At 46.3% G+C, this 22,620-nt stretch carries 20 protein-coding genes; 12 read left to right on the top strand and 8 right to left on the bottom strand.

The window, feature by feature from the left end:
- Positions 1-999 precede the first annotated feature (999 nt).
- Positions 1,000-1,461 (bottom strand): pantetheine-phosphate adenylyltransferase, encoded by a 462-nt coding sequence (locus AAX04_RS08580; RefSeq protein ID WP_066796916.1) that lies wholly within the window; start codon positions 1,459-1,461, stop codon positions 1,000-1,002.
- A gap of 147 nt (positions 1,462-1,608) precedes the next feature.
- Between AAX04_RS08580 and AAX04_RS08585 the strand changes: the two genes are divergently transcribed.
- The 3 genes from AAX04_RS08585 to AAX04_RS08595 all read left to right on the top strand — a co-directional run bounded on the left by AAX04_RS08585 (position 1,609) and on the right by AAX04_RS08595 (position 4,926).
- A complete protein-coding gene (locus tag AAX04_RS08585; protein ID WP_066796932.1) occupies positions 1,609-1,848 on the top strand; it encodes an LSm family protein in 240 nt (79 codons plus the stop codon).
- Between the two features lie 562 nt (positions 1,849-2,410).
- Complete coding sequence (locus AAX04_RS08590) at positions 2,411-4,069, top strand: beta-N-acetylhexosaminidase (protein WP_066796934.1); 1,659 nt, start codon at positions 2,411-2,413, stop codon at positions 4,067-4,069.
- 35 nt (positions 4,070-4,104) lie between these two features.
- Positions 4,105-4,926: a sugar phosphate isomerase/epimerase gene (locus AAX04_RS08595; RefSeq protein ID WP_066796936.1), complete on the top strand. Its 822-nt coding sequence runs from the start codon at positions 4,105-4,107 to the stop codon at positions 4,924-4,926.
- A 16-nt stretch (positions 4,927-4,942) separates the two neighbouring features.
- On the opposite strand, the gene AAX04_RS08600 is transcribed toward AAX04_RS08595, so the two are convergent.
- Positions 4,943-6,091, bottom strand: a complete 1,149-nt coding sequence (locus AAX04_RS08600; RefSeq protein ID WP_162270124.1) for an MFS transporter — start codon at positions 6,089-6,091, stop codon at positions 4,943-4,945.
- Positions 6,092-6,195: 104 nt separating this feature from the next.
- Between AAX04_RS08600 and AAX04_RS08605 the strand changes: the two genes are divergently transcribed.
- The 6 genes from AAX04_RS08605 (at position 6,196) to AAX04_RS08630 (ending at position 13,217) form a co-directional block, all read left to right on the top strand.
- Positions 6,196-7,134: a dipeptidase gene (locus tag AAX04_RS08605; RefSeq protein WP_066796942.1), complete on the top strand. Its 939-nt coding sequence runs from the start codon at positions 6,196-6,198 to the stop codon at positions 7,132-7,134.
- 101 nt (positions 7,135-7,235) lie between these two features.
- On the top strand, positions 7,236-9,308 hold the full coding sequence (locus AAX04_RS08610; RefSeq protein WP_066796945.1) for an ABC transporter substrate-binding protein: 2,073 nt from the start codon (positions 7,236-7,238) through the stop codon (positions 9,306-9,308).
- A 4-nt stretch (positions 9,309-9,312) separates the two neighbouring features.
- The gene (locus AAX04_RS08615; RefSeq protein WP_066797003.1) at positions 9,313-10,338 is read left to right on the top strand and encodes an ABC transporter permease; all 1,026 of its coding nucleotides are present in this window, start codon (positions 9,313-9,315) and stop codon (positions 10,336-10,338) included.
- Positions 10,339-10,340: 2 nt separating this feature from the next.
- Positions 10,341-11,240, top strand: a complete 900-nt coding sequence (locus AAX04_RS08620) for an ABC transporter permease (protein ID WP_066796948.1) — start codon at positions 10,341-10,343, stop codon at positions 11,238-11,240.
- Positions 11,233-12,219: an ABC transporter ATP-binding protein gene (locus AAX04_RS08625; RefSeq protein WP_238377846.1), complete on the top strand. Its 987-nt coding sequence runs from the start codon at positions 11,233-11,235 to the stop codon at positions 12,217-12,219. The genes AAX04_RS08620 and AAX04_RS08625 overlap by 8 nt, the downstream gene beginning before the upstream one ends.
- A gap of 5 nt (positions 12,220-12,224) precedes the next feature.
- Positions 12,225-13,217, top strand: coding sequence for an ABC transporter ATP-binding protein (locus tag AAX04_RS08630; RefSeq protein ID WP_066796951.1), 993 nt, complete (start codon positions 12,225-12,227; stop codon positions 13,215-13,217).
- A 172-nt stretch (positions 13,218-13,389) separates the two neighbouring features.
- Here AAX04_RS08630 and AAX04_RS08640 read toward each other — a convergent pair whose 3' ends face one another.
- The 4 genes from AAX04_RS08640 to AAX04_RS08655 form a co-directional block, all read right to left on the bottom strand.
- Positions 13,390-13,770, bottom strand: coding sequence for a hypothetical protein (locus AAX04_RS08640; protein WP_066796957.1), 381 nt, complete (start codon positions 13,768-13,770; stop codon positions 13,390-13,392).
- A 122-nt stretch (positions 13,771-13,892) separates the two neighbouring features.
- Positions 13,893-15,212 (bottom strand): adenosylhomocysteinase, encoded by a 1,320-nt coding sequence (gene ahcY / locus AAX04_RS08645; protein WP_066796959.1) that lies wholly within the window; start codon positions 15,210-15,212, stop codon positions 13,893-13,895.
- Between the two features lie 85 nt (positions 15,213-15,297).
- A complete protein-coding gene (locus AAX04_RS08650; RefSeq protein ID WP_066796961.1) occupies positions 15,298-16,281 on the bottom strand; it encodes a BadF/BadG/BcrA/BcrD ATPase family protein in 984 nt (327 codons plus the stop codon).
- A 32-nt stretch (positions 16,282-16,313) separates the two neighbouring features.
- Positions 16,314-17,303, bottom strand: a complete 990-nt coding sequence (locus AAX04_RS08655) for an LD-carboxypeptidase (RefSeq protein WP_066796963.1) — start codon at positions 17,301-17,303, stop codon at positions 16,314-16,316.
- Positions 17,304-17,378: 75 nt separating this feature from the next.
- Here AAX04_RS08655 and moaA point away from each other — a divergent pair, with 75 nt between their 5' ends.
- Positions 17,379-18,356, top strand: a complete 978-nt coding sequence (gene moaA, locus AAX04_RS08660) for a GTP 3',8-cyclase MoaA (RefSeq protein ID WP_066796966.1) — start codon at positions 17,379-17,381, stop codon at positions 18,354-18,356.
- Here moaA and AAX04_RS08665 read toward each other — a convergent pair.
- The gene (locus AAX04_RS08665; RefSeq protein WP_066796969.1) at positions 18,353-19,048 is read right to left on the bottom strand and encodes a hypothetical protein; all 696 of its coding nucleotides are present in this window, start codon (positions 19,046-19,048) and stop codon (positions 18,353-18,355) included. The two genes, moaA and AAX04_RS08665, sit on opposite strands and share 4 nt — an antisense overlap.
- Before the next feature lie 275 nt (positions 19,049-19,323).
- On the opposite strand from AAX04_RS08665, the gene AAX04_RS08670 reads away from it, so the two are divergent.
- Entirely contained in the window at positions 19,324-20,571 is a 1,248-nt protein-coding gene (locus tag AAX04_RS08670) for a pitrilysin family protein (RefSeq protein WP_066796971.1), read from the top strand.
- Positions 20,564-21,661, top strand: a complete 1,098-nt coding sequence (locus AAX04_RS08675; RefSeq protein WP_066796974.1) for a pitrilysin family protein — start codon at positions 20,564-20,566, stop codon at positions 21,659-21,661. Before AAX04_RS08670 ends, AAX04_RS08675 begins: the two co-directional genes overlap by 8 nt.
- A gap of 9 nt (positions 21,662-21,670) precedes the next feature.
- On the opposite strand, the gene AAX04_RS08680 is transcribed toward AAX04_RS08675, so the two are convergent.
- On the bottom strand, positions 21,671-22,570 hold the full coding sequence (locus AAX04_RS08680; protein ID WP_066796980.1) for a cation diffusion facilitator family transporter: 900 nt from the start codon (positions 22,568-22,570) through the stop codon (positions 21,671-21,673).
- Positions 22,571-22,620: the final 50 nt, after the last annotated feature.

The raw sequence follows: 22,620 nt of genomic DNA on the forward strand, positions 1-22,620 counted from the left end.
AATTGTGGCTGTTGATGTGATGGTTAGTGGCTTTGTTACTGTTACGTAGCCTATGTGTATTCCCCCGCCTACGATTAGGCCGAGGATTGTGGCTAGCGTTATGGTTAATCCGAGTAGTGCCTTGGTTAGCCTTGGGTTTGGGTAATCAAGCATTAAACTCGCCTAACACTAATTGCCAGCCGTGTGCAATTAAAAGGTGACTCAGCGTTCTCACCTAGTGGTTTTTATTGGCGTTCATTGCGGCTTATGGTTTCACCTCGCCGCCAGATCATTAGCTTCACTGGTGGGTTATGGATGCTTGTGGTGGGCGTTATCTTGCCTCATCTTTTTCCCAAGATGTAATTCACAATGTCTCTTAGCTTAATCTCCATCACCTTGATCCTTAGTTTGCTTACCCATCCTTCTCTACTTCAAGCTTAACCCTATAAGTCCCCTCCCCCTCCTGCACCCCCTAAACACCTCAGCCCACTTAAAAGCATCCTCAATAAGCACGCTCAATCCGTAAGCCCCGCATCAAGCTGCAAAACCACCGAAAAGATACAGATGGCTCACACTAAACAAAGGCGAAAAGAACCAAATATCGCCTCATAACCACAAGCAACCATTGAGTGTAACCTCGTTACAGCCTTCAGGTACTTTAGAAGTGAAATGGATGGCTTAATAGGGCATGGAGTCCTTCCACCCTTTAAGAACCTCACTGAGGAGTTGAATTAGGAATGTTTGGGCTGGTAGAGTCGTGGTGATATTAATATTAATTTTACGTTTAGGTATGAGGTACTTAAATCGACTAGTTACCATGGTTTACGTGACCGAAAGACTACCTTGAGTTTTGGAGTGATAGAGTCACGATAATATTAATATTATCACGGCTCTAGCAGTCCAAAACTCAATGACCTCTAGGTACCGGTTGACATTCATTCTTGCATTGTTTTTACCTCACCGAACTTAAACCTTCATGGAGGGTGTGTCCTTGTCTGGGTAGATGGGGTTGCTTTAGTTTCATTGCTTGGTGTTTCTCATTCTGCTTCTTATTAATGTGCTGGATAGTTTAATGCCGTAGCCGTCCTTAATTATGGGTATTGATACTATTGTTAATGGGTTTAACCCATTCTTAACCCTAATGTCGTTTATCTCGAATGCCCTCTGTAGTGTTTCTGGGCTGACAACAATGCCGTCGATGCTTGGGTCGCTTATGGCGGGCCCATATGGGTCACTTATCTTCTCAATAATCACGCTACCCCTATCCGCCTGAAGCTCCCTGGTTAACGTTATTAGCAGTTGGTTAACCCTCTCCTCAAAGGGCCTAACCCTATATGACTTGTAGGATTGCGCGAACTCATCACTAGTAACACCAATAAGCACCCTTTCGCCGTGCTTAACCGCAGTGTAGAGTAGCATTATGTGTCCACTGTGAATCGTGTCAAATGTGCCACCTAGGGCTACTTTATGTAGCCTAATCATTCACACCCTTAAATCAACCTTAAGGCACCGGATATTAAAGCTTACGTGCCTAATCCAGGTTTAAGCCATCAAGGGGGTACGGGCTCTGGCTTATTACCGTTCAAGCTGAGACAAAAATTTATTAAAAACCTAAACTAGGGTGGCTTTATGGCGAGTAGGTGTATGAAGTTCGTTCAAGATGAACTGGGCTCCGTGGTTGGGAGTATGGTGCTGGTTAAGCTTAGGGATGGGACAACCATAAGGGGTGTTTTGAAGAACTACGACCAGCACATGAACCTACTGCTGGATAATGCGGAGGAGATAATAGACCCTAAGATGTCGGTTAAGAGGGGTATGGTTGTGATAAGGGGTGACACCGTGCTCTTCGTCTCACCGATAACATCATAAGGCTGATAAACATCAAGACACTGGGTAACGTCACCATGCAATGCGTAACCAGGTTCAGTATACTAACACTGCATCGCTGGAGCCACGTCAGCCACCTCATCCATACACCGTGCAGGCCAAGGTTATCCTAAACCTTAACCAGCCTCCAGTCTAATGCGTATATACGCCTTAAACCTAGATGCAACTAGGAACCAACCACCAGATGATAGGACCTAACCCACCGGCGCAATAATGCCGCCTCCAGTACATCCTTTAATGACCAGTGGTTCGCATGCGTCCATGCATTAACCCTTTTACCGCAACCGTGAACTGAATAACTGCCCCCATCGTATTGACTGGAAATAACACGTAACGTTATTGAGGTTGCTGTAATACCCTCACCATTAATATTGATGGCGCCTTAGGGGGTGGTTCATGGATGCCCGGGGGTAGGGAGGTTAGGTAGTGGTTTAGATTTACACCGTTCAAGATAAAGCCTGCCCACCATGGTTTAGCGGTGAACCAATAACACCTTATTTCATATGGACTTAAATTTTAATAAGGTTAAGCCCAGTTGTTATTCATGGCTGCTGACGAGGAGGTTTTAATAGTGCCCCAGCCAAGGCAACTGCAATTCACAGGTAGGTGGTTTAGGTTTGACGGCTTCAGTAACCTACCTGATTACATGTTGTTCGACTTCAACATCCCTAAGGGTTCCTGGGTAGTTAATTTAAGTGAGGAGGAGGGTGATAGATGCACCATTAACGTTACAGAGGGTTTAATCGAGGCTAGGGGTAATAGGGCCATTTGCTACGCAACCATGATCCAACTGGCGCTTCAAAGGAGGGGCTTCATGCCCAGTGTTGAGGTTTACGAAGAGCTTAACTTCAAGATTAGGGGGTTCCACCTGGACATAGCCAGGGGTGGGGTTCCCAGGGTGGATACCTTTAAGGGCATTATTAGGTGGCTGTTCCTGCTTAAATACAACTACTTCTTCATATACCTGGAGGACCTCTACCCCTGGAGGAGTTACCCTGATATAGGTGTTTCAAGGGGTAGGTTGACGGAGGAGGAGTGGAACTCCATTGTTAATTACGGTGAGTTATACGGCATAGAGGTTGTGCCATCGCTCGAGTTACTCGGCCACATGGAGAACATACTCTCCCTGCCTAGGTACAGTAGGTTTAGGGAGCTTTGGTGGGTTCCGAGGGATGGCACATTGGATGCCAGTAATGAGGAGGCTAGGGCATTCGCCCTAAGGCTCCTCCAGGATGTCCTGGAGACCAGTAGGTCGAGGTTCATCCACATTGGTGGTGATGAAACCTGGTCGCTGGGTAGGGGTAGGAGCCTCGATAGGGTTGGATTCGTGTTTAAGGGGCCTGAGCTATACCTAACCCACTATAGGGCATTGCTCGACATGGTTAAGAGGTATGGTAAAGTGCCCGTGGTTTGGGGTGACATGCTAACCGGGGTTTACCTACCCAGCGAGGAGAGGGCGATGTGGGGTAATGTCATTAATGATAGGATGTGGGATGAGGTTATTATAGCCAATTGGAACTATGAACCATTGAGCGTAGGGGAGTTTAGGGATATGATAAGCAGGGTTGGGCACTACAACAATCAACTAGCCTGCCCAGGCCTATCAAACTGGAACAGGTTCTACCCAAACTTCGAAAGGGCGTTAACCAACATCAGAAACTTCCTGACAGCCGCCAGGGAGAGTGGGCTTGGGGGCTTCCTAATAACGGCTTGGGGTGATGATGGCGAGGAGTGCCTATTCACATACCTAACACCACTAATACTGGCATCAATGGAGATAGCCGAGGGTACCGGTGACTGGGAGGCCAAGTGGGTTAGGTTAAGCGGTGAAGGTAAGGATGTACTTAAGGCCCGTGAACTATTCGGCAGCAGCGTGGTTGCCGATAACATAAAGAACGTGGTGTACCTGGACAGGTTAAGCACCTTAAGTGAGGAGGTTAAGGGCACGATTAAGGATGCATGGGGCAAGATCCTAAATGAGGTCAGTGGCGTAAAACTGCCCGAGGACCTGGAGCTGATAAGGAGGATGATTGAGGTTGGGTTAAGGGCCATTAACGGTGAGGCCAGGGAGGACGACTACTGGAGTTTAATAGAGACCTACGCTAAGCTATGGTTAAGCGAGAGGAAGCCGGAGGGGTTGGCTAACGTGTTATCTAGGTTCGCCAAGTCACTGCTAATGTTGAGGCACGGCCTGAGGTACTGAGTAATACTTAAATAGATTAACCAAGGCCTAGGCGTATGAACCTGGGTGTTTCAACCTACTCATACTGGCATTTCGAGAGGGAGAAGATGCCCATAAACCACTACCTTGAGAAGGCCTCAAGGCACGGCTTCAGTGGTGTGGAGGTTCTGCAGGACCACCTGGAGGGTTTAAGCCTAAGCGACCTTAAGGAGGTTAAGAGAATGGCCTTCAACCTTGGTTTAAGCATATACGCCGTGTCCATACACAACAACTTCGTCAACCCATTAACCGGCTCTAGGGATAAGGAGGTTGAGATGGTTAAGAGGTGGCTGAACGTGGCTTACGTACTTGGGGCATCCATCATAAGGGTTAATTCAGGTAGGTGGAGGACCATTGAAAGCTTCGATGAGTTAATGAAGAATAAGGGAAAGGAGCCACCGCTACCCGGCTACACGGAGGAGGATGCCTTAAGGTGGGTTGAGGAATCCATAAGAAGCCTACTCCCAACAGCAGAGGACCTGGGTATTATACTGGGCATGGAGAACCACTGGGGTGTTTCAGGCAACGCCACTAATATGGTTAGGTTATTCAACAGTGTTAATTCCAGGTACTTCAGGGCAATAATGGATATGGGTAACTTCATAGAGAACACATATGAGCAGTTGGAGATGATAGCCCCATACACCGCCATGGTTCACGCCAAGACTTACTTCGGGGGTGGTGTGTGGTACACCCTGGATATAGATTACGATAGGGTGTTCAGCATGCTTAGGAGACATGGCTTCAATGGTTGGGTTTCACTGGAGTACGAGGGTAGGGAAGGCTATGATTCAGGGGTCTTGAAGAGCAGGGAGCTGTTACTAAAGTACATTAGGTGACGTTAATTGCTTATGGTTAAATCGCCCTTTTAACAACCTTAACCCTACCCATGAACACCATGTTCATGAGCATGGAGACGGTTAGAAAAGTTAGTGATAGGACGATGAACAGGTACCTAACGCCTATGATCGTTGACAACGCGCCACCCACTAGGCCACCGAGTATGGACCCCAGGGAGAACATTGAGAAGAACACCGCTGAACCCTTACCCCTCTCCACACCAAGGCTCATTAATAGGGCTGGTGTTGATATTATGAATAAGGCGTAGCCAATGCCCCTAATGACCTGGGCTGCGATTAAGGCACTTAAAGGTAACTGGGAGTAGAGTATGAAGGCCAGTGACAACACCACCCCGTTAACCATGAATAGGTACCTCCTAAAGGTTGAACTGCTGTCGAATAAACTACCCGTGGCTATCATGGTCGGCACCTCGGCGGCTGCACCAGCGGCAATGACCTCGCCTAGGTATAATATTGAACCACGCCTTACATACACGTAAACCGGCAGGAACCATGAAGCTGAGGATATGACCAACCCGGCTATCAGCGAGTAAGCCGATATGATTGACCAGGTGCCCAACGTCAGCCTTGTCGTGAACCTGGCTGAGTAGGTCTCCTTAAGCATAGCTGCCGTTATCACCAGTGCCATGGTTAACTCAAATAGGGCGAATAGGGTTGCGTATCTGAGTGATGAATCAAGGATCAGGAGTGGGATCACCAGGCTACCCCCAATCCAACCCACGGCACCCCCAATCCTAACAATGCTAATGCTCCTACCCAGCTTAACCATGGAGATCTCGGATGATGAAGCCAGCATTAGCGCCGAGAAGCCGCCCGCCAGGAAACCAACTATGACTGAGGTGAACATGTAGTAGATTATGTATGTTCTCAGCTCGAGAATAACCGTAGCCAGCATCATCACGAGTAAGTCAATCATAATCAGCCTCCTCCTACTCCTCAACAGGTCTGATAGGTAGCCTAGCGAGTATTGGCCGATCATGGAGGCTACGTTGTAGGATGTGCTGAATAGGCCTATGCCCATTAGCGTTAAGCCGCTTGAGTAAAGTATGTAGGTTGAAAATAGGGCATAGAGTGGTATCACGGACCAAACCAATGCATACGTTACCAGCAATACATACTCTACAGGGCTATTTAAACCACGCACACCCACAGTATGCATCGGGGGATTAAAGCTTTCACAATTAGGACGCTGGGATGCAACCACTCGCAGTCACCTATCCTTATAAACCTCCCTGGCGTGTTAAACTCATGAGGATTGCTGACCTTCATGAGGACATATCATGGGGGACTTCCCAGTACTTCAGCGATACTATTAATGGGCCAGCTCAATCTAGCATAGCCCAGCTAGCTAAGTTCGACCAGACTCTTGTGTTCGCTGCAATATATCCACATGTGAGGACTTGGAATGAGGATGCAGATAAAATAATGAGGTTGTACGGTAGGGCCACTAACCCAACCCACTTCTCATTCGACCTCGTAATAGACCACCTGAAGTTCTACTATTACCTCGAGAGGAGGGGGCTTGTTAAGATAATTAGGGGACCCAACGATGCATTGGGTAAGGTTAACATAGTCATAGCACTTGAGGGCACTGACGCCCTAAGGGACATCTATGACCTTTACATTCTTAGGAACCTCGGTCTCAGGGTTATTCAGCTGACGTGGAACTACGACACTAAGTTCGCCGCATCATGCAACTCCAGGAAGGATTACGGGTTGACTGGGGAGGGGGAGGAGTTGGTTAAGCTAGCCAATGAACTAGGCATGTTGATTGACCTTGCACACGCCAGCAAGCAGACAGTACTGGACGTGGCTTCAATATCCAGGAAACCAATCATAGTTAGCCATGCCAATGCGAGGAGGCTCAAGGACTCTCCCAGGAACCTTGACGACGACATGATTGAGGCTGTGGTCAAGACCGGCGGTGTGATAGGGGTTACGGCAATACCGTCGCTGTTACCTAGGCCAAGCATAGAGGGTGTTATCGATAACATTAGGTACATTGGCGAGAACTACGGTTGGGAACACGTAGCCATAGGAACGGATTTCCTTGGAATGTACCCAGACGAGGTGATAACTGGTCTTGAATCCGTGGATAAGTTGGCTAACCTAGGTAGTATGCTGGGTGATAAAGCTGACGACGTATTATGGGGTAACGTTTACGGAATGCTTAAGCACATGTATTAATTCACCTAGGGTTATCCATCAATATGCATAAATAACCTATATATAAATCTACTTAGCATATATATAGTAAAAGTTTTAAACCCTCAGATAGGTAACAAACTATGGGTAAACTACATAAATGGAAAAACAGATTCATAAACATGACTAATACCAAGAGGATAAAATATAAACTTTTAATAGGCATACCCTTACTACTCTTAGCGTTCTTAGCGGCATCATTATTTAAAATGGTCACCACAGCGCAACAGACTGTAACAGTAACTACCTACATGAGTATAGCATGGCCTTATGTCCTGCCGTATAGTTTTAATTATTGGGCAACTAACTTTCTGTCTGTAGGTGTTTGGCAAGATCTTGTTACACCTCCATTGGCACAGTACATCTGGTATAATAGCACATGGATACCTATTTTAGCTAGCAACTGGACTCTTCAATACTTCCCTAATGGTACTGGACTCTTCATAATTCATCTGATTAAGAATAATGGATGGAGTGATGGAACACCCTTCACTGCTCAAGATGTTAAGTGTACATTCCTAATAGATTACGCGTTCAGCTACCCTGCTTTCCTCTATATTAGTCCTCAAATTGATACGCCTGATAACTACACCGTAGTATTACATATAGTTCATCCGGCTTCACCTATTGTCCTTGAGTGGGATATACTTTACCTGATGCCTCCACAGCCATATAAGGTGTACGGCAACTGGTGTATGGCTATTCAGAACCTTATTAATCAAGGGTATAGTAATACATCACCCCAAATGACCAACCTAACACAAGCCTTGGTTAAGTGGAATCCACCGGTGTATTTAGCTGATGGTCCATACTATGTTGATACAGCCACTATAACAACCGATACCTATTGGCTCGTTAAAAACCCATATTCGGCATGGGCTAACCAAGTTAAATTCGATGCATTAAAGAATCATAATGGTGAGACACCAGTAATAACACCACTTGTTTTAGCTAAAGAGATTGATTATGCAACTCATGGATTCCCACCTGCGTCAGCTGCACAATTCCAGAGTATTGGTTACAGCATCGCATCACCACCAACGTTGTTTGGGCCAGCCTTATTCTTCAATTATAATGATTCAACGTATGGCCCGCTGTTCAGAAATGTGATATTTAGACAGGCCATAGCATATGCAATAAACATGACTCAAGCTGCTCAAGTATCACTGGGTCCATACGCTAAAGTTGAGGTGCCATGGCAATTCACCGGTGTGCCTAAGTCAACGGCTGAATCGTGGATTGAGTCTTGGGCAGTAGGACAAATAAGCAGCTACGTATACAATCCAAGTAAGGCTGCCCAATTGCTTGAGAGTATAGGGTTAAAGAAGGTCGGTAACCAATGGTACTGGAATGGTAAACCTGTGGAATTAACCCTAATTTATCCTGCAGAATTTGCTGACTGGGGTGCAACAGCACAGAATATAGCCGCTCAATTAACAGCCTTTGGTATTAAGATAGACTTAAAGGCAGTGACTTACTCAGAGGTACCTACACTGGTTGAAGAGGGGCAATTCCAGTTGGCAATACAGGGCTGGGGTGCAGGTGCCCCCACACCGTTCTTCTCATATTACGACTTATTTGCAACCTACAATGCCCGCGAGTACCTTGGCACTGGGACACCTGGAATGGCATTACCCATGATATGGAACACCACCAATGGTCTCATCAATGTTAGTAAGTTAATATATGAAATCGGTTACTCGACCAATGTAACTGAGGAAAGAGAGGCATTCTCAAAGTTAGCTATTGCATTCAGCCAATATCTACCAGTCATACCGATATGGGAGAGGTATGGTGACAATGCCGTTCTTGAGGGCGTGCGTGTATGTGGATGGTTACCATTTAGTAATCCACTTTGGGAAAATCCAGTGTATCAAAACAACCCGGTGGTGCTTCAAGTGCTTTTTGGAATAGTTTATCCATGCTCAAGCTATCACTGGTCATCCATAACTTTACCGGTATCAATGTCAATGGTATCCCCTACTACAACAACCACATCGCCTACTACAACCACTCCTACCACAACTACTGTGCCCCCAACCACTACTACAACTGTAACAAGTAAAATGCTAAGTACAACTTTAATCATAACCGTAGTAGTGGTAGTAATAATAATTGCCGTGATTGCCGTCGTATTTTTAATGAGAAGAAGGTGAGGTGATGAGCGCTAAGATAAGAAGTGTATTAAAAAGTTATGCCTTTTTAAGATTAATAAGAGCTATCGTAATAATAATAGTAGTGGTATCAATTTCCTTCTTTATAGTAAGGCTAATGCCTGGTAACCCTGTTGATTTATACATAGTATACCTTGAAACAACATACAGCATGCCCTACCAACAAGCTAAGGCCATGGCTGCTGCAATATTTGGTGTTAATTTAAACGAACCATTATATAAACAGTACATCGAATACATGATAAACGTATTTAGGGGTAACTTAGGACGGTCAATGTTCATGAATGGCATGCCTGTAATTAAGATAATTGCCCAATATCTACCATGGACAGTATTCACTGTAGGTACAGGTCTGCTCATTAGTTTCATATTTGGAATATTAATCGGCATGGCAATAGCGTATAGAAGAGGTGGAATATTGGATTCAACTATAACCATCCTATCGTCAATACTTAACTCTGTACCCAATTACATAATAGCGATGCTACTAATAATAATCTTTGGTGATTATTTAGGAGTTGTACCGTTCAGTATGCTTAGAGGTGCATATTCAAGCAATGTTATACCAGGTTGGAATATTCCATTTATAATGAGCGTAATCCAACATGCAATATTCCCCATATTTACCTATGTTATAACTACTATAGGTGGCTGGATACTATTAATGAGGGGCAGTACAATTTCCGTTTTGGGAGAAGATTATATAACTGTCGCTAGGGCCAGGGGCCTTCCTGAAAGTAAGATAATGACGACATATGTTGGGCGTAACGCAATTCTCCCAATATTTACTAATTTCACAATAGCAGTGGCTTTTATATTCGGTGGTTCTGTATTAGTTGAGAGCATATTTGTCTACCCTGGTATAGGACTAAGGTTACTACAGGCAATAAATCAGAGAGATTACCCAGTGATGCAAGGTATATTCCTAATAATAACAATAGCTGTAATTGCCGCTAATTATTTAGCCGATGTACTTTATGGTCTGTTAGATCCTAGGATAAGGGTGAGATAGCTATGGCACGCGCCTCCTTAAGAAAAACATACGGTAAGGCACTAAGCAGAACCAAGGAGAACCTAGTCGAGGCATTCCATGCATTGGTTGAGGATAAGTTAGCTATGTCAGGGTTAATAATACTTGTTGTGTTCGTGTTAATGGGGTTAATTGGGCCATTTTTCATTCCACCTCCAACACCGTCACCTAACATATATGCGCCTCCAAGTTTACAACACCCATTTGGTACGGATTTCCAAGGTGAAGATATATTCGCTAAGATAGTTTATGGTACAACAAGCATGCTTATAATAGCGTTCGTAACAGGTATCTTCATTACCATCATAGCTGTATTGCTGGGTTCAATAGCAGGGTATCTTGGCGGTTATGTTGATAATGTTATAATGGGGTTTGCTGATATCTTACTGGCAATACCCCAGCTTCCATTATTCCTTATTCTTGCGGTTCTCGTCAAATTCTTAGATATTGTATCATTAGCCTTACTAATATCGGCATTATCATGGCCAACTGCTGCACGTGCCTTTAGGTCTCAATTCTTGTCACTTAAGGAGAGAGACTTCGTGGAAGCGTCAAGGCTACTTGGATTTAATTCCTTAGAGATCATAGTGTATGATTTAATACCTAATATACTCCCATACATACTCATTAATGTAGTGTTAAACGCTGTATATGCAATTTACATAGTAACTAGTCTGGCATACTTAGGTATAATTCCATTTGAAAGTAATAACTGGGGTATTATGCTATATCAAGCATGGGCTTTTGGAACAATATATAACAAAAGGACATTTATGTATATTATGGCTCCTATAGGAGCCATAGTCTTTTTGCAACTCGGGCTACTTTTATTCTCAAGGGCACTTGAGGTAATATTTAACCCCAGGGTGAGAACCGGTGAGTAATAGTGAACTTATTTTAAGTATAAGAAATCTAACAGTAAAATACAGGAGTAGAAGAGGGTATGTAAACGCCTTAAGGAACATCAACCTTGATATATATAGGAATGAGGCATTAGGTATTGTTGGTGAAAGTGGCAGCGGAAAGACAACACTTGCACTAGCCATAATTAGGCAATTACCCAATAACGCAAGGATTGTAAGTGGATCAATAATATTTTATGATGACGGCAATAAAGTGGATCTTTTAACTATGAATTACGATGAGTTTAGGCGTTACCTATGGGAAAAGATAGCCTTTGTCCCTCAAGGTGCAATGAATTCCCTTAATCCAGTACTTAAGATAAAGGACCATTTCACAGAAACCGTTAAGGCGCATAATCCTGATGCAAGTAAGGAGGAAATTGTTAGAAAGGCTAGGGAAGTGTTGAAGGTGACTTTGCTTGATCCTGATAGGGTACTGAATAGTTATCCTCATCAGTTATCGGGTGGTATGAAGCAGAGGGTGATGATTTCATTAGCACTCATATTAAACCCAGCGATAATAATAATGGATGAACCTACTTCATCACTTGACGTGGTTTCTCAGAAGATTATTCTACAGAACCTGAAAGATATAATGAGGATGTTCAACGTAACTATAATAGTCATAACACACGATATAGGTGTTGTTGCTGAAGTAGCTAATAGGGTGGTAGTTATGTATGCTGGTAAGATCATGGAAGTGGGTGATGTAGAGTCAATATTCTATAATGCACTTCATCCATATACACAAGGATTATTAAAGGCTGTTCCTAAGCTAAGAGGTGAGGCTGAACTATACTCCATACCTGGTGAACCACCCGACCTAGTTAACCCACCTTCTGGGTGCAGTTTTCATCCAAGATGCCCCTTTGCCATGGACATATGCACAATTAATGAACCTTCCCTTAAAGAGGTAAACAGAGGGCACCTAGTAGCATGCTTTAAGTATGAAACAAGGTGATCAATATGGGTAAAGAATTGATAAAATTAATGAATGTATATGTATCCTTTAGAATAGGTGGATTATTCACGAAAGTACTTGTAAATGTTCTAAGAAACATCAATCTAATTATATATGATGGTGAAACACTTGGCTTAGTGGGAGAAAGTGGTTGCGGAAAGACAACGCTTGGAAAGGTAATTGCAGGGTTAATTAAGCCTACATCAGGGAAGATACTATATAAGGGCAAGGATATATCAGCTATGACTAAGGATGAATTTCTTACATTTAGGAGAGAGGTTCAATATCTACACCAAGACCCATTTTCATCACTTAACCCAGTTCAAACAGTCTATACAATACTTTCCAGACCATTGATTAAACATAAGATAGTTGATCCGAGTAATGTCGAAGAAGAAGTTATGGAGCTGTTAAGAATGGTTGGGTTAACGCCACCATCGGACTTCATGTATAGGTATCCTCATCAATTATCAGGTGGGCAAAGGCAGAGGGTTGCATTGGCTAGAATAATGAGCGTAAGGCCAAAGGTTTTAATCGCAGATGAACCTGTATCTATGATCGATGTATCACAAAGAATAGGAATTCTTAGACTTCTACTTGACTTAAGGAAGGAGACAAACATGACAATAATATACATAACTCATGACTTGGCAACCCTAAGGTACATATCGAGGGAAGGAAGAGTCGCGGTTATGTACCTAGGGGGTATGGTTGAATTAACAGACGTAGAAAGATTATTGACTAGGCCATTACACCCATATACGCAAATATTGCTTAGTGCATTATTGGAGCCTGACCCAAATATTACTAGGAATAAAAAGGTGAATCTGAGAAGTATGGACATACCAAGTATAGTTAACTTACCTCCTGGTTGCAAGTTCCATACTAGGTGTCCATATGCCATAAACGGTATATGTGACGTTAAAGAACCTGACCTAGTCGAGGTGGAGACAAACCACTACGTAGCATGCCACTTAGTTAAGGGTGATTTAAAGTGACCTTGGGTAAAACATTAATTGGTATAGGCTTAACCCTGATATTACTATCACTAATTACCCTACCCTTCGAGACCTCATCATCTGGCGTATTTATAGTAAATATCATGGCCTTAATAATATCAGTAATTTTTCTAGTTCTTGTAATTGTATTAATTATTAAAAGAATAATAATCTAAGACGATTTAAAATTCTTCATCCTTCTAACCTCATTCTTCCATATGTAACCTGCCACCCTCCTACCTTGCTTAGTTAAATCATAGTATATGCCTCTCCCTCTCCTTTCTGGGTTATGCTGTTTAACCTTAAGCCAGGGTTTAACTGAACTGGTTACCTTACCCTTCAGGCTCCCCCTAAACTCCTGTAGTAGACCAAGTTGAACAAGGTGCCTACAGGCTTCCTCAACCTCATCCTCAGGTACTATTGGTCTCCAACCAGCCGAGCCCAGTAGTCTCCTTGCCAGGAGCCATGGTGTGTCTGGGCCGTACTTGTAGATGTGGGCCAGTATCTTCTTCTCTAGGTCAGTTAGGTTTAGGCTGTCCCCCGCTAAGCCCACGTTGGTTTAATTATTGCGGGCTTTTTAACCCATACCCAGTCTCATGCTTAACTAAGTAGTAAAGTGGGGAGGTAACCTAACTGTGAATTGAATATTTAATCCATCTAAGTTTTTTAGCTGGTTTAGGTTCCAGATTCCCAACTTGATATGTACCTTGCCTGCTCCTCGGTTAGGGTATCAATTTTAATGCCCATTGATGCCAGTTTAAGCTTGGCAATCTCCTCATCAATCTCCTGGGGTAGCCTGTAGACCCTTGGCTGTAGCCTACCGGCATTCCTAAGTATGTACTCTGATGCCAATGCCTGGTTACTGAAGGACATGTCCATGACCTCGCTTGGGTGGCCTTCAGCCACTGATAGGTTGACTAACCTACCCTCCGCCAGTAGGTAAACTTTCCTACCGTTAGTTAGCGTGTACTCAACCACGAAGGGCCTAATCTCCCTCTTTGATATTGAATTCTTCTCAAGGGCCTCAACGTCAATCTCAACGTTGAAGTGGCCTGTGTTGGCGAGTACTGCGCCATTCTTCATCTTAAGCATGTGCTCGAGGCTTATGACCCTTATGTCGCCTGTCGCCGTTATGAATATGTCACCCAGCTCAGCCGCCTCACTCATGGGCATGACCTCGAATCCGTCGAAGACAGCCTCAAGGGCCCTTATCGGGTTAACCTCGGTTACAATAACCCTCCTTGCCCCAAGCCCCCTAGCCCTCATGGCAACACCCCTACCAACCCACCCGTAGCCAGCCACCACCACTACCTTACCCGCTACTAAAACGTTGGTTGCCCTAATTATGCCGTCCCAGGTTGATTGGCCAGTCCCATACCTATTGTCGAAGAGGTACTTGGTGTAGGAGTCGTTTACGGCTATTATGGGGTACATTAACTTGCCGTCCCTCTCCATAGCCCTAAACCTAATCACACCCGTGGTGGTCTCCTCGGTACCACCTAGGACGCTCTTAACAAGCTTAACATAGTCCCTTACACCGGCCGTTTCAAGGGCGTATTTCGTTGATTCATCGCTAATGCCAAGGGCTAGTTTATGCAGGGTGCCAGCCACGTCACCCCCATCGTCCAGTGTTATATGTGGCTCGGAGGATATGGCGAATCCTATGGCGTTGTAATACTCCCTCACGCTCATGCCCTTCCAGGCATACACGTGAATACCCTCCTCAACCAACGCCGCGGCCACGTCATCCTGCGTTGAAAGTGGGTTACTTGGGGCTAGGTAAACCTCAGCCCCACCTGCGGCTAGTGTTTTAACCAGTACTGCGGTCTCCTTGGTTACGTGTAGGCTAGCGGCTATCCTAACACCCTTAAGTGGCTTCTCCCTGCTGAACCTCTCCCTTATGCTCATTAGGACCGGCATGTGCATCTCAGCCCACTCAACCTGGAGCCTACCCTTAGCCGCCAATGACGCATCCCTAACCTTATACTCGACCATTGCTTAATCACGATTCAGGGCATTTAAAAGTGTTAAGCGGATTAGCCACTCCTTAACCAAAGCTGAGGGGGTCTACATTACTTAGTTAGGATTGGACCCGGCATGTCTCAACAAGCCTAGTTAGGTAATTTTCACCGAACCTCTCACCCGCATTAAGCGGTATTATTGATGCTGCGCATGACTGCCTTATCAACTGTTCCCCAATTGAAACAACCCTACCCATTAGCCTACCCAACTCACCCTCAATCATCGGCTTCCAAAGGTCCCTATTAGCCGTGTACGTACCACCCATTAGGGCCACTGGTAGTTCGGGGGCATTAAGCCTCCTGATAACCGTGGCTAGGGCTAGGGCAACCTCCTCGGTCTCCCTCCTAAGTATGGCTAGGGCCTCCCTGTCGCCATTCCTAGCAGCCTCAAAGACGCACCTGGCGAAGGAGGCTATGGAACCCTTAACATCCTTAGCCGTGTATATCCTCGTAACCAACTCCTCCACCGTGGATGCCGAGTACTGTTGGAGGGCGCACTTAACTAGGCTAGTCTCCCCAAGCCTACCGTCATATGACCTAACCACGGCTGATAGGCCCATGGCCCCTATGTGGTATGCCCCACCCTCATCATCTATCAGGTGCCCCCAACCCCCAACCCTAGCCCTCCTACCCATGTACTTCCCGTAGAAGTTGCTGCCCGTGCCCAATATACCGACGACACCGTCACCAGTCAGGAAGGCTGAGGCGTGCGCTGCTTCAATATCCTCCGTTAGATATATCCTAGCACCCCTTAGGTAATCCCCAAGCCCCCTGAGTAGGCAACCCCTAATTTCACTGTTCCATGCACCACCAATGTAGCCGGCCATGGATATGCTTAACACTGCAACATTAACGCCGCTGCCTACCTTAGTTATGGCGTTCAGTATGCTTGTGGTTAAGTTGCCGCAGACCTCGTTAATGGGTAATGCCGCTGGGTTTGAGGGGCCTGCCTGCCCAATAGCCATTAATTCGCCGCTGTACGAAATCACAGCCGCCTCAGTCTTAGTTGCACCCCCATCAACACCCACCACTACCTCAACCATGTGTACTTCCCGCCTATTGCAGTTTTAAGCTATTATTCAACGAGGGGCTCCTTCAACAGCACCGTTGCCTCATCGGCATTAACCTCAACGTTGATGCCCAGGGGCATTGGGTACGTGTTTAAGCCATGCTGATCACCACCGTGGCAGCATGGGTAATTCATGAATGATGGTGCATTGGGGTTGAAGACCCTTGCAGCGTCTATGATGGACTCAACAATGCTCCCACTGACCTGCCACTGCTGCAGCTCAGGTATTTCACCATAAACAACAGCGTTAACCCTGTTGAGAATCCCCATCATGCCTAGCGTGACTAGGTACTCATCGAACCTGTGTATCAGGATGGGTATCTCCTCTATGAAGAGCACCTTACCCTCTGGGTTAATTTTAAACTCAGGTATTGCCTGGGGTAGGAGGAACTTGAGTAGGTTGCCGCCAATGACCGTACCACTGGCTTTACCTGGGGTTATCACCCTTGGGAATGGGCCATCTTGAAGCGGCTTAAGCTCCGGGGTTTCACCGCTGAGTATAGTTAACGCCATATCCATATCCCTCCTGAACCTACTTAGGCTAACCTCATCGTTAGGCGTCACGTTTAGGTCAAGCATTGGGGCCTGCAGCGACGGTAGGCCTGTTTTCGCGTATACTGCGGTTTGTATGGCCGTTATGTCGCTGAATCCTATAATTACCTTCGGGTGCTCCTTGATTACATCATAGTCAAGCAGCCTAATAACCCTGACGGCGCCACTCATACCCCTAACACACCACACAGCGTCAACGTCATCCCTAAGGAAGGCGTTCATTAAGTCCCTGGCCCTAGCCTCATCTGTTGCCGAGTGGAACCACCTATTTAAGGCGTACTTAATGGTATCGCCTAAGGTAACTCTGAACCCACGCTTCTTGAGGTAACTTAAACCGATACTCAGTGATGCGCCATTACCTGGGTAACCTGGAGGGGCTGAGGGCGCCACGACCATTATCGTTGACCCTTCCTTCAGTTTAGGAGGCTTAAGGCTATACTTCACGTGGCTTCGGTTCACACTAATCTTTAAAGTTTGTTGACTTGGAAGTGTTTAAAAAGGCCACCGTGAGACTGTGGTGTGGTTTTGATTGACAGATACGGTAGGCCGCTTTTGAAGCTTAGGATAGTGGTTAATAGTGAGTGTAACTTCAACTGCTTCTTCTGCCACTTCGAGGGTCAGGGTAGGCATGTACCAACCCTAACCCCTGATGACATTGGCTTTGTTGCCGATGCAGCCATGAAGATTGGGATAATGGACTTTAAGTTGACCGGCGGTGAACCACTACTGCGCAGGGACATTGTTGAAATAGTCAAGGTGCTGAGCCTAAGGAGGCCTAAGGACCTCTCCCTGACTACAAACGGCTTCCTGCTGGGTGAATTGGCCTACAGGCTTCGTGAGGCTGGCTTGATGAGGCTTAACGTATCCCTGCATAGCCTAAAACCGGAGAGGTACGCCTACATTACAGGTACCAGCCCAAGCGTGTTCCACAGGGTCATGGATGGGTTGCTTAAGGCTAAGGATGCTGGGTTTAGTGCGATTAAGCTGAACATGGTTGTGACCAAGGTTAACGTTGACGAGGTTGATGATTTAATAGACTTCGCAGCTAAGCACGGCTTCTCACTCCAGCTAATTGAGTTAATGCCGGTTGGTTACGGTGAGGTGGGGTTTGAGGATAATTACGTGGATTTAAACACAGTGGTTAGGCACCTGGCCGAGCGGGGTAGATTCCTTGGGAATAGGGTTGACCTGCACAATAGGCCTATTTTCAACGTTAATGGTGTTAAGGTTGAGGTTGTGAAGAACTACATGAACCCCAACTTCTGTGCAGGGTGCACCACAATAAGGCTAACAAGTGATGGGTGGCTTAAGACCTGCCTATACAAGCCGCCATCCATTAGGGTTTGGGATCTGATAAAGAACAGGGACCTAGAAGGCTTGGTTAAGGCGTTTCAGAAGGCTAATGAGCTTAGGGAACCAAATTTCAAGTATGATTCGGTTAAGGGGCATGGGTCACGGAGGCTCGTTAACATTAGGGTTAGGCTCAGGGTTGGCTAGATGCATTCACCACGGTACTTGTACACGACCATCGTGATCTCGTTCCTTATGCTCCTGAACTTGTCTAGGTTATCCTTAAGTTCACTGAGCCTAACCTTCTCCTTCCCGTCGAGTTGACCTATCTCACTCTTCAACTTAAGTTCACCGTACTCAGTCTCTAACTCGGATATCCTAGCATCCAACTCCCCAATCATCCTGGTTAACTTCTCAATCCTCTCATCACACTCCCTAATGTACCTCTCCCTCTCGTTCTCAAGCATCTTCCTGAACTTGTCTATCAAGTCCTGTGGTATCTTCTCGTTGTTGTTAATCATGTTGAGCATTACGTCACCCAGCTTAAGCAGCATGTCGTTAACCTTCCTAAGCTTACTAACTGTTTCCTCCAGCTTAACTTTGATTTCGTTAATTGTGGATTCAAGTTCATTCTTGGGCTTAACCACTATAACCCTCTCCTCATCGTTAATCTTAATTACGTAGTCCTTTGCGGAGTACTTACTCTCCTCACCATTCCTACTCACGCTCAACCCCGTTATAATAACCTTGGTCTTGCCATCATCCTCCTCAATCCTGTATTCCATTGAGGCAACCCTACCTAATTCATTACCATTACCATCAACCACGCTCCACCCCCTATAGGACTCCATCCTCCTCCTGACTTTGTCATCCCTCCTACCGAAGAACGGTAAAGGCATTAATATAGATGATTCATTAATGTTAAATAACCCTATTGGTTAAATTAAAAATACCTGACAGGCATGCCAAGCCTCGCCCCTTCTAGGGGCGGGGTTGCCCCACTACGTGGGATAGGTTTATAAACACCAGCTCTACTAGGGTTTTCAGTAACCCCCAAAGAGGGGGTAACGCCCAAGACCCCCAGCGTGAAACCCCACCCTTCAAGGCGGGGAGGGGGTCATTAAGCATCCCCATAGCCAATTAATGCTTTAAACCCTGAGCCAGTGAACTAACTATGGTCGTGTTTGAGCTTAGGCTTAACAATGGGTTGAGGGTTGTTGGTTCACACATAGGGGGTAGTGGGGTTGAGGCAATATACATGTTTTACAATGTTGGGGCCAAGAACGAGAGGGATGGCATATACGGCGGCTCACACCTAGTTGAGCACATCCTCTTCAGGAGCATTAAGGGCCTTGAGAGGAGTATTGATGAAATTGTTGAGGGGGTTGGCGGCTACTTCAACGGATTCACGGGCTTCGATACCACAGCCTACGTTGAAGTCCTACCCGTGGATAAGGCTGAGTTGGGCTTCATGATTGAGGCTAATAGGATGGTTAACGCGCTATTCCTGGATAATGAATTCAACCTGGAACGTAGCATAGTGTTGAGTGAATTCGACATGAATGAGAATGATGAGGAGGCTAGGATGTCGCTAATAGCCGCCAGGAAGATGTGGGATACCCACCCTTATAGGCATATGGTGATCGGCGTGAGGAGGGACCTGGAGGGGGTGACCAGGGATGAATTGTATAGGTATTACAGGCAGTACTACCACCCATCCAACGCAGTGCTGGTGGCCGTGGGTGGGTTAAGTGAACATGAGGTTGAGAAACTGGCTAAGTCCTACTTCGGGGGATTGAGTGATGAGGGGTTAAGTGGGGCCATTGAGCCGTGGGATGAGGAGGGGGCTGGGGTTATTAGGATGAGCATTAAGGGTTCAACAAGCGTACCGAGACTACTCACCATGTTTAAGGCACCGGGCCTATCCAATGGCCAAGGCTTCAGGGCGCAATTACTAACGGACTTCATCCTGATTGGGGATAGGCCATTGGCCTACGGGTTAACTGCAGCTGAACCCATCTCAGTCCCCAGGTTCGCCAGGTTATATAGGCTTGTGGAGGAGGGTTACGCAACCAGTGTCTCAGCGGGCCACGACTTAACCCTCATGAATGGCCCCTACGAGGTTGTCCTCAGGGGTGTTAAGGACCCTGATAAGGCCTTTAATAGGTTAATTGAGGTAATGCTTGATAAGCCAACTGATGATGAGGTGGAGAAGGCTAGGCTAAGGATGAGGGCTAGGCTAGGCAGCTCAACGGACTCACCGAGTAAACTGGGTCAAATATACGGGATGGGCTCGGTGCTTGCAAATGACCCAGAGTACCTGATACACGCTGTTGAGGATGCTATTAAACTGGGGCCTGGGGATTACGTAAGGCACGTGGAGGAGCTTATAAGGTATGCGGTGGTGGTTTACTATGGCTAGGGTACTTAAGTTAACCCACTGGAGTGGCTCAACTGTACTGGACCTGAAGCTCAACCTAGGCCTAGTCAACGAGGACGTGCCGGGCATATCAAGGGTTTTGATTAGCCTTTGGAAGTGGTCTAGGGGTGTGATGGAGCTTGAGAGGAGCGGCGCCTCAATATCCTTCAGCAATTCATGGGATTACCTAACCGTGTCCGTTAAGGTGCCTAGGGAGTCCACCAACGTGTTAAGGAGCCTGTGGGACGCCCTAACCAAGGTTGACCTATCAATGCTGGGGAGGGCTATTAACGAGGCATCGACTCAGGTTAACCTAGCCAGAGAGGACACCAGGTCTAGGTCAATGGCTGAGGCCCTGAGGGGGTTAATGCCAAACTCACCCTACGGCAACCACCCCGAGACCCTACTTGGGGTTGACTTAAGTGGGGTTAAGCCTGAGGATGTTAGGAAGGCCCTGGATAACCTAGCCTATTACTCAATAACCGTGGTTGGGGGTGATGTTGAGGTTAATGGCTCACCGGCCACTGGTAAGTGGCCAAGGCCCAGTACGATTAACAGTGGTGAGGTTAAGGTCTCCCTCAGCGGTAAGGTCCAGTACACCGTGGCCATAGCGTACCCAGCCGATTCAATATACGGCAAGGTCTACGACTACATGGCCTTCAACACACTGCTTGGTGGAATGGGGCTGATAAGCAGGCTCTACACTGAGGTTAGGGTTAAGAGGGGGCTTGCCTACTATGCGTACTCAGCCTACATACCGCTAGGGGGTACAGGCTTCATAGTCGCCATGGCGGGGACCAGGGAGAAGTATGTTAACCAGGTTAAGGAGATCATGATGAGCACCGTTGCCTCAATGAGGGAGGTGAGTAAGAGCGACATCGAGTTGGTGAGGGGTAATCAAATAGGTAGGTTGGTGGTTAGGGCTGAGTCGCCTGAGGGTGTGGCGCAAATGTACTCAATCATACCGCTCTACGGCCTACCCAACGACTACTATGATAGGTACGTCAAGTTCCTAGGCGACCTAAGACCAGAGACCATAGCCAGGTTGACGGATGAGTTAAGGAGCAGCTTCACAGCCGTGGCTGGCCCGTAAGGTGGTGCCTCATTGGGGTTCAATGTGCGTATTCACTGATATAACTGATGGCACCCTCCTGGCCACCTCATCCTCAAACCTGTCAATTAACTCATGTGCCTCCTCAACACTCAACCAACCTGGTACCCTGGCGATTATATCTACTGCGTAGCCGTTGCCAATGTTCTTAACCCTTACGCTGGAGACTACTATATTATGCTCCCTGGCTATGTTGTAGACCTCACCGGCGATGTCTGGGTTAACCTGATCAAGAAGCACACTAACCGACTCCCTGAAGTACCTGTACCCAAGGTACATTAGGTACGCTGCAATGGCGAATACGGCAATGGGCTGAATAATAGGTATAAACTCTGATGCTACAATGGTCGCGGCTATCAACAGTGAGTCCATTAAGTCTGCTAAGGCATGTTTAAACTCAAGGTTCAGTATCAAGTCGTGGGTTTTACCATACCCAGCCCTTAGGAGAAGCATCCTACTAAGCACCAGGCCCACCACCACGGCAATCACGAATATTGAACTTAATGGTGCTCTTTCCATAATACCTCTCGCAACATTGATAGCCGTCTCGGCTACTAACCATAGTGACGCCCCAATTATTACGATGGCCACCGTGTACATGGATAGGTACCTGTACTTATAGTGCCCATAGGGGTGGTCTAGGTCAGGGGGCTTTAACACTGGTCCAAGCCCAATGTACAGTGAGGTTAGGACTAGTACATCTAGCATTGTGTGTAGGCCATCTGCTGTGAGGACCGGTACACCCATAATTAGGCCTAGGGTTATCTCTATTAACGATACGGCACTTGCCAATAACACTGCGGTCTTTAGGTATTTCCTCACCTCCCTCCTCATTAGTACCCCACGTCCATTGGTTAATCGATCCTCCTCTTTAATACCTTTACTATTCATATCGCTTCCGATAACGGTAGCGATTTCGGTTTTTTATAAAACTTACTGCA

Source organism: Caldivirga sp. MU80 (genome assembly GCF_001663375.1).
GTDB lineage: Archaea > Thermoproteota > Thermoprotei > Thermoproteales > Thermocladiaceae > Caldivirga.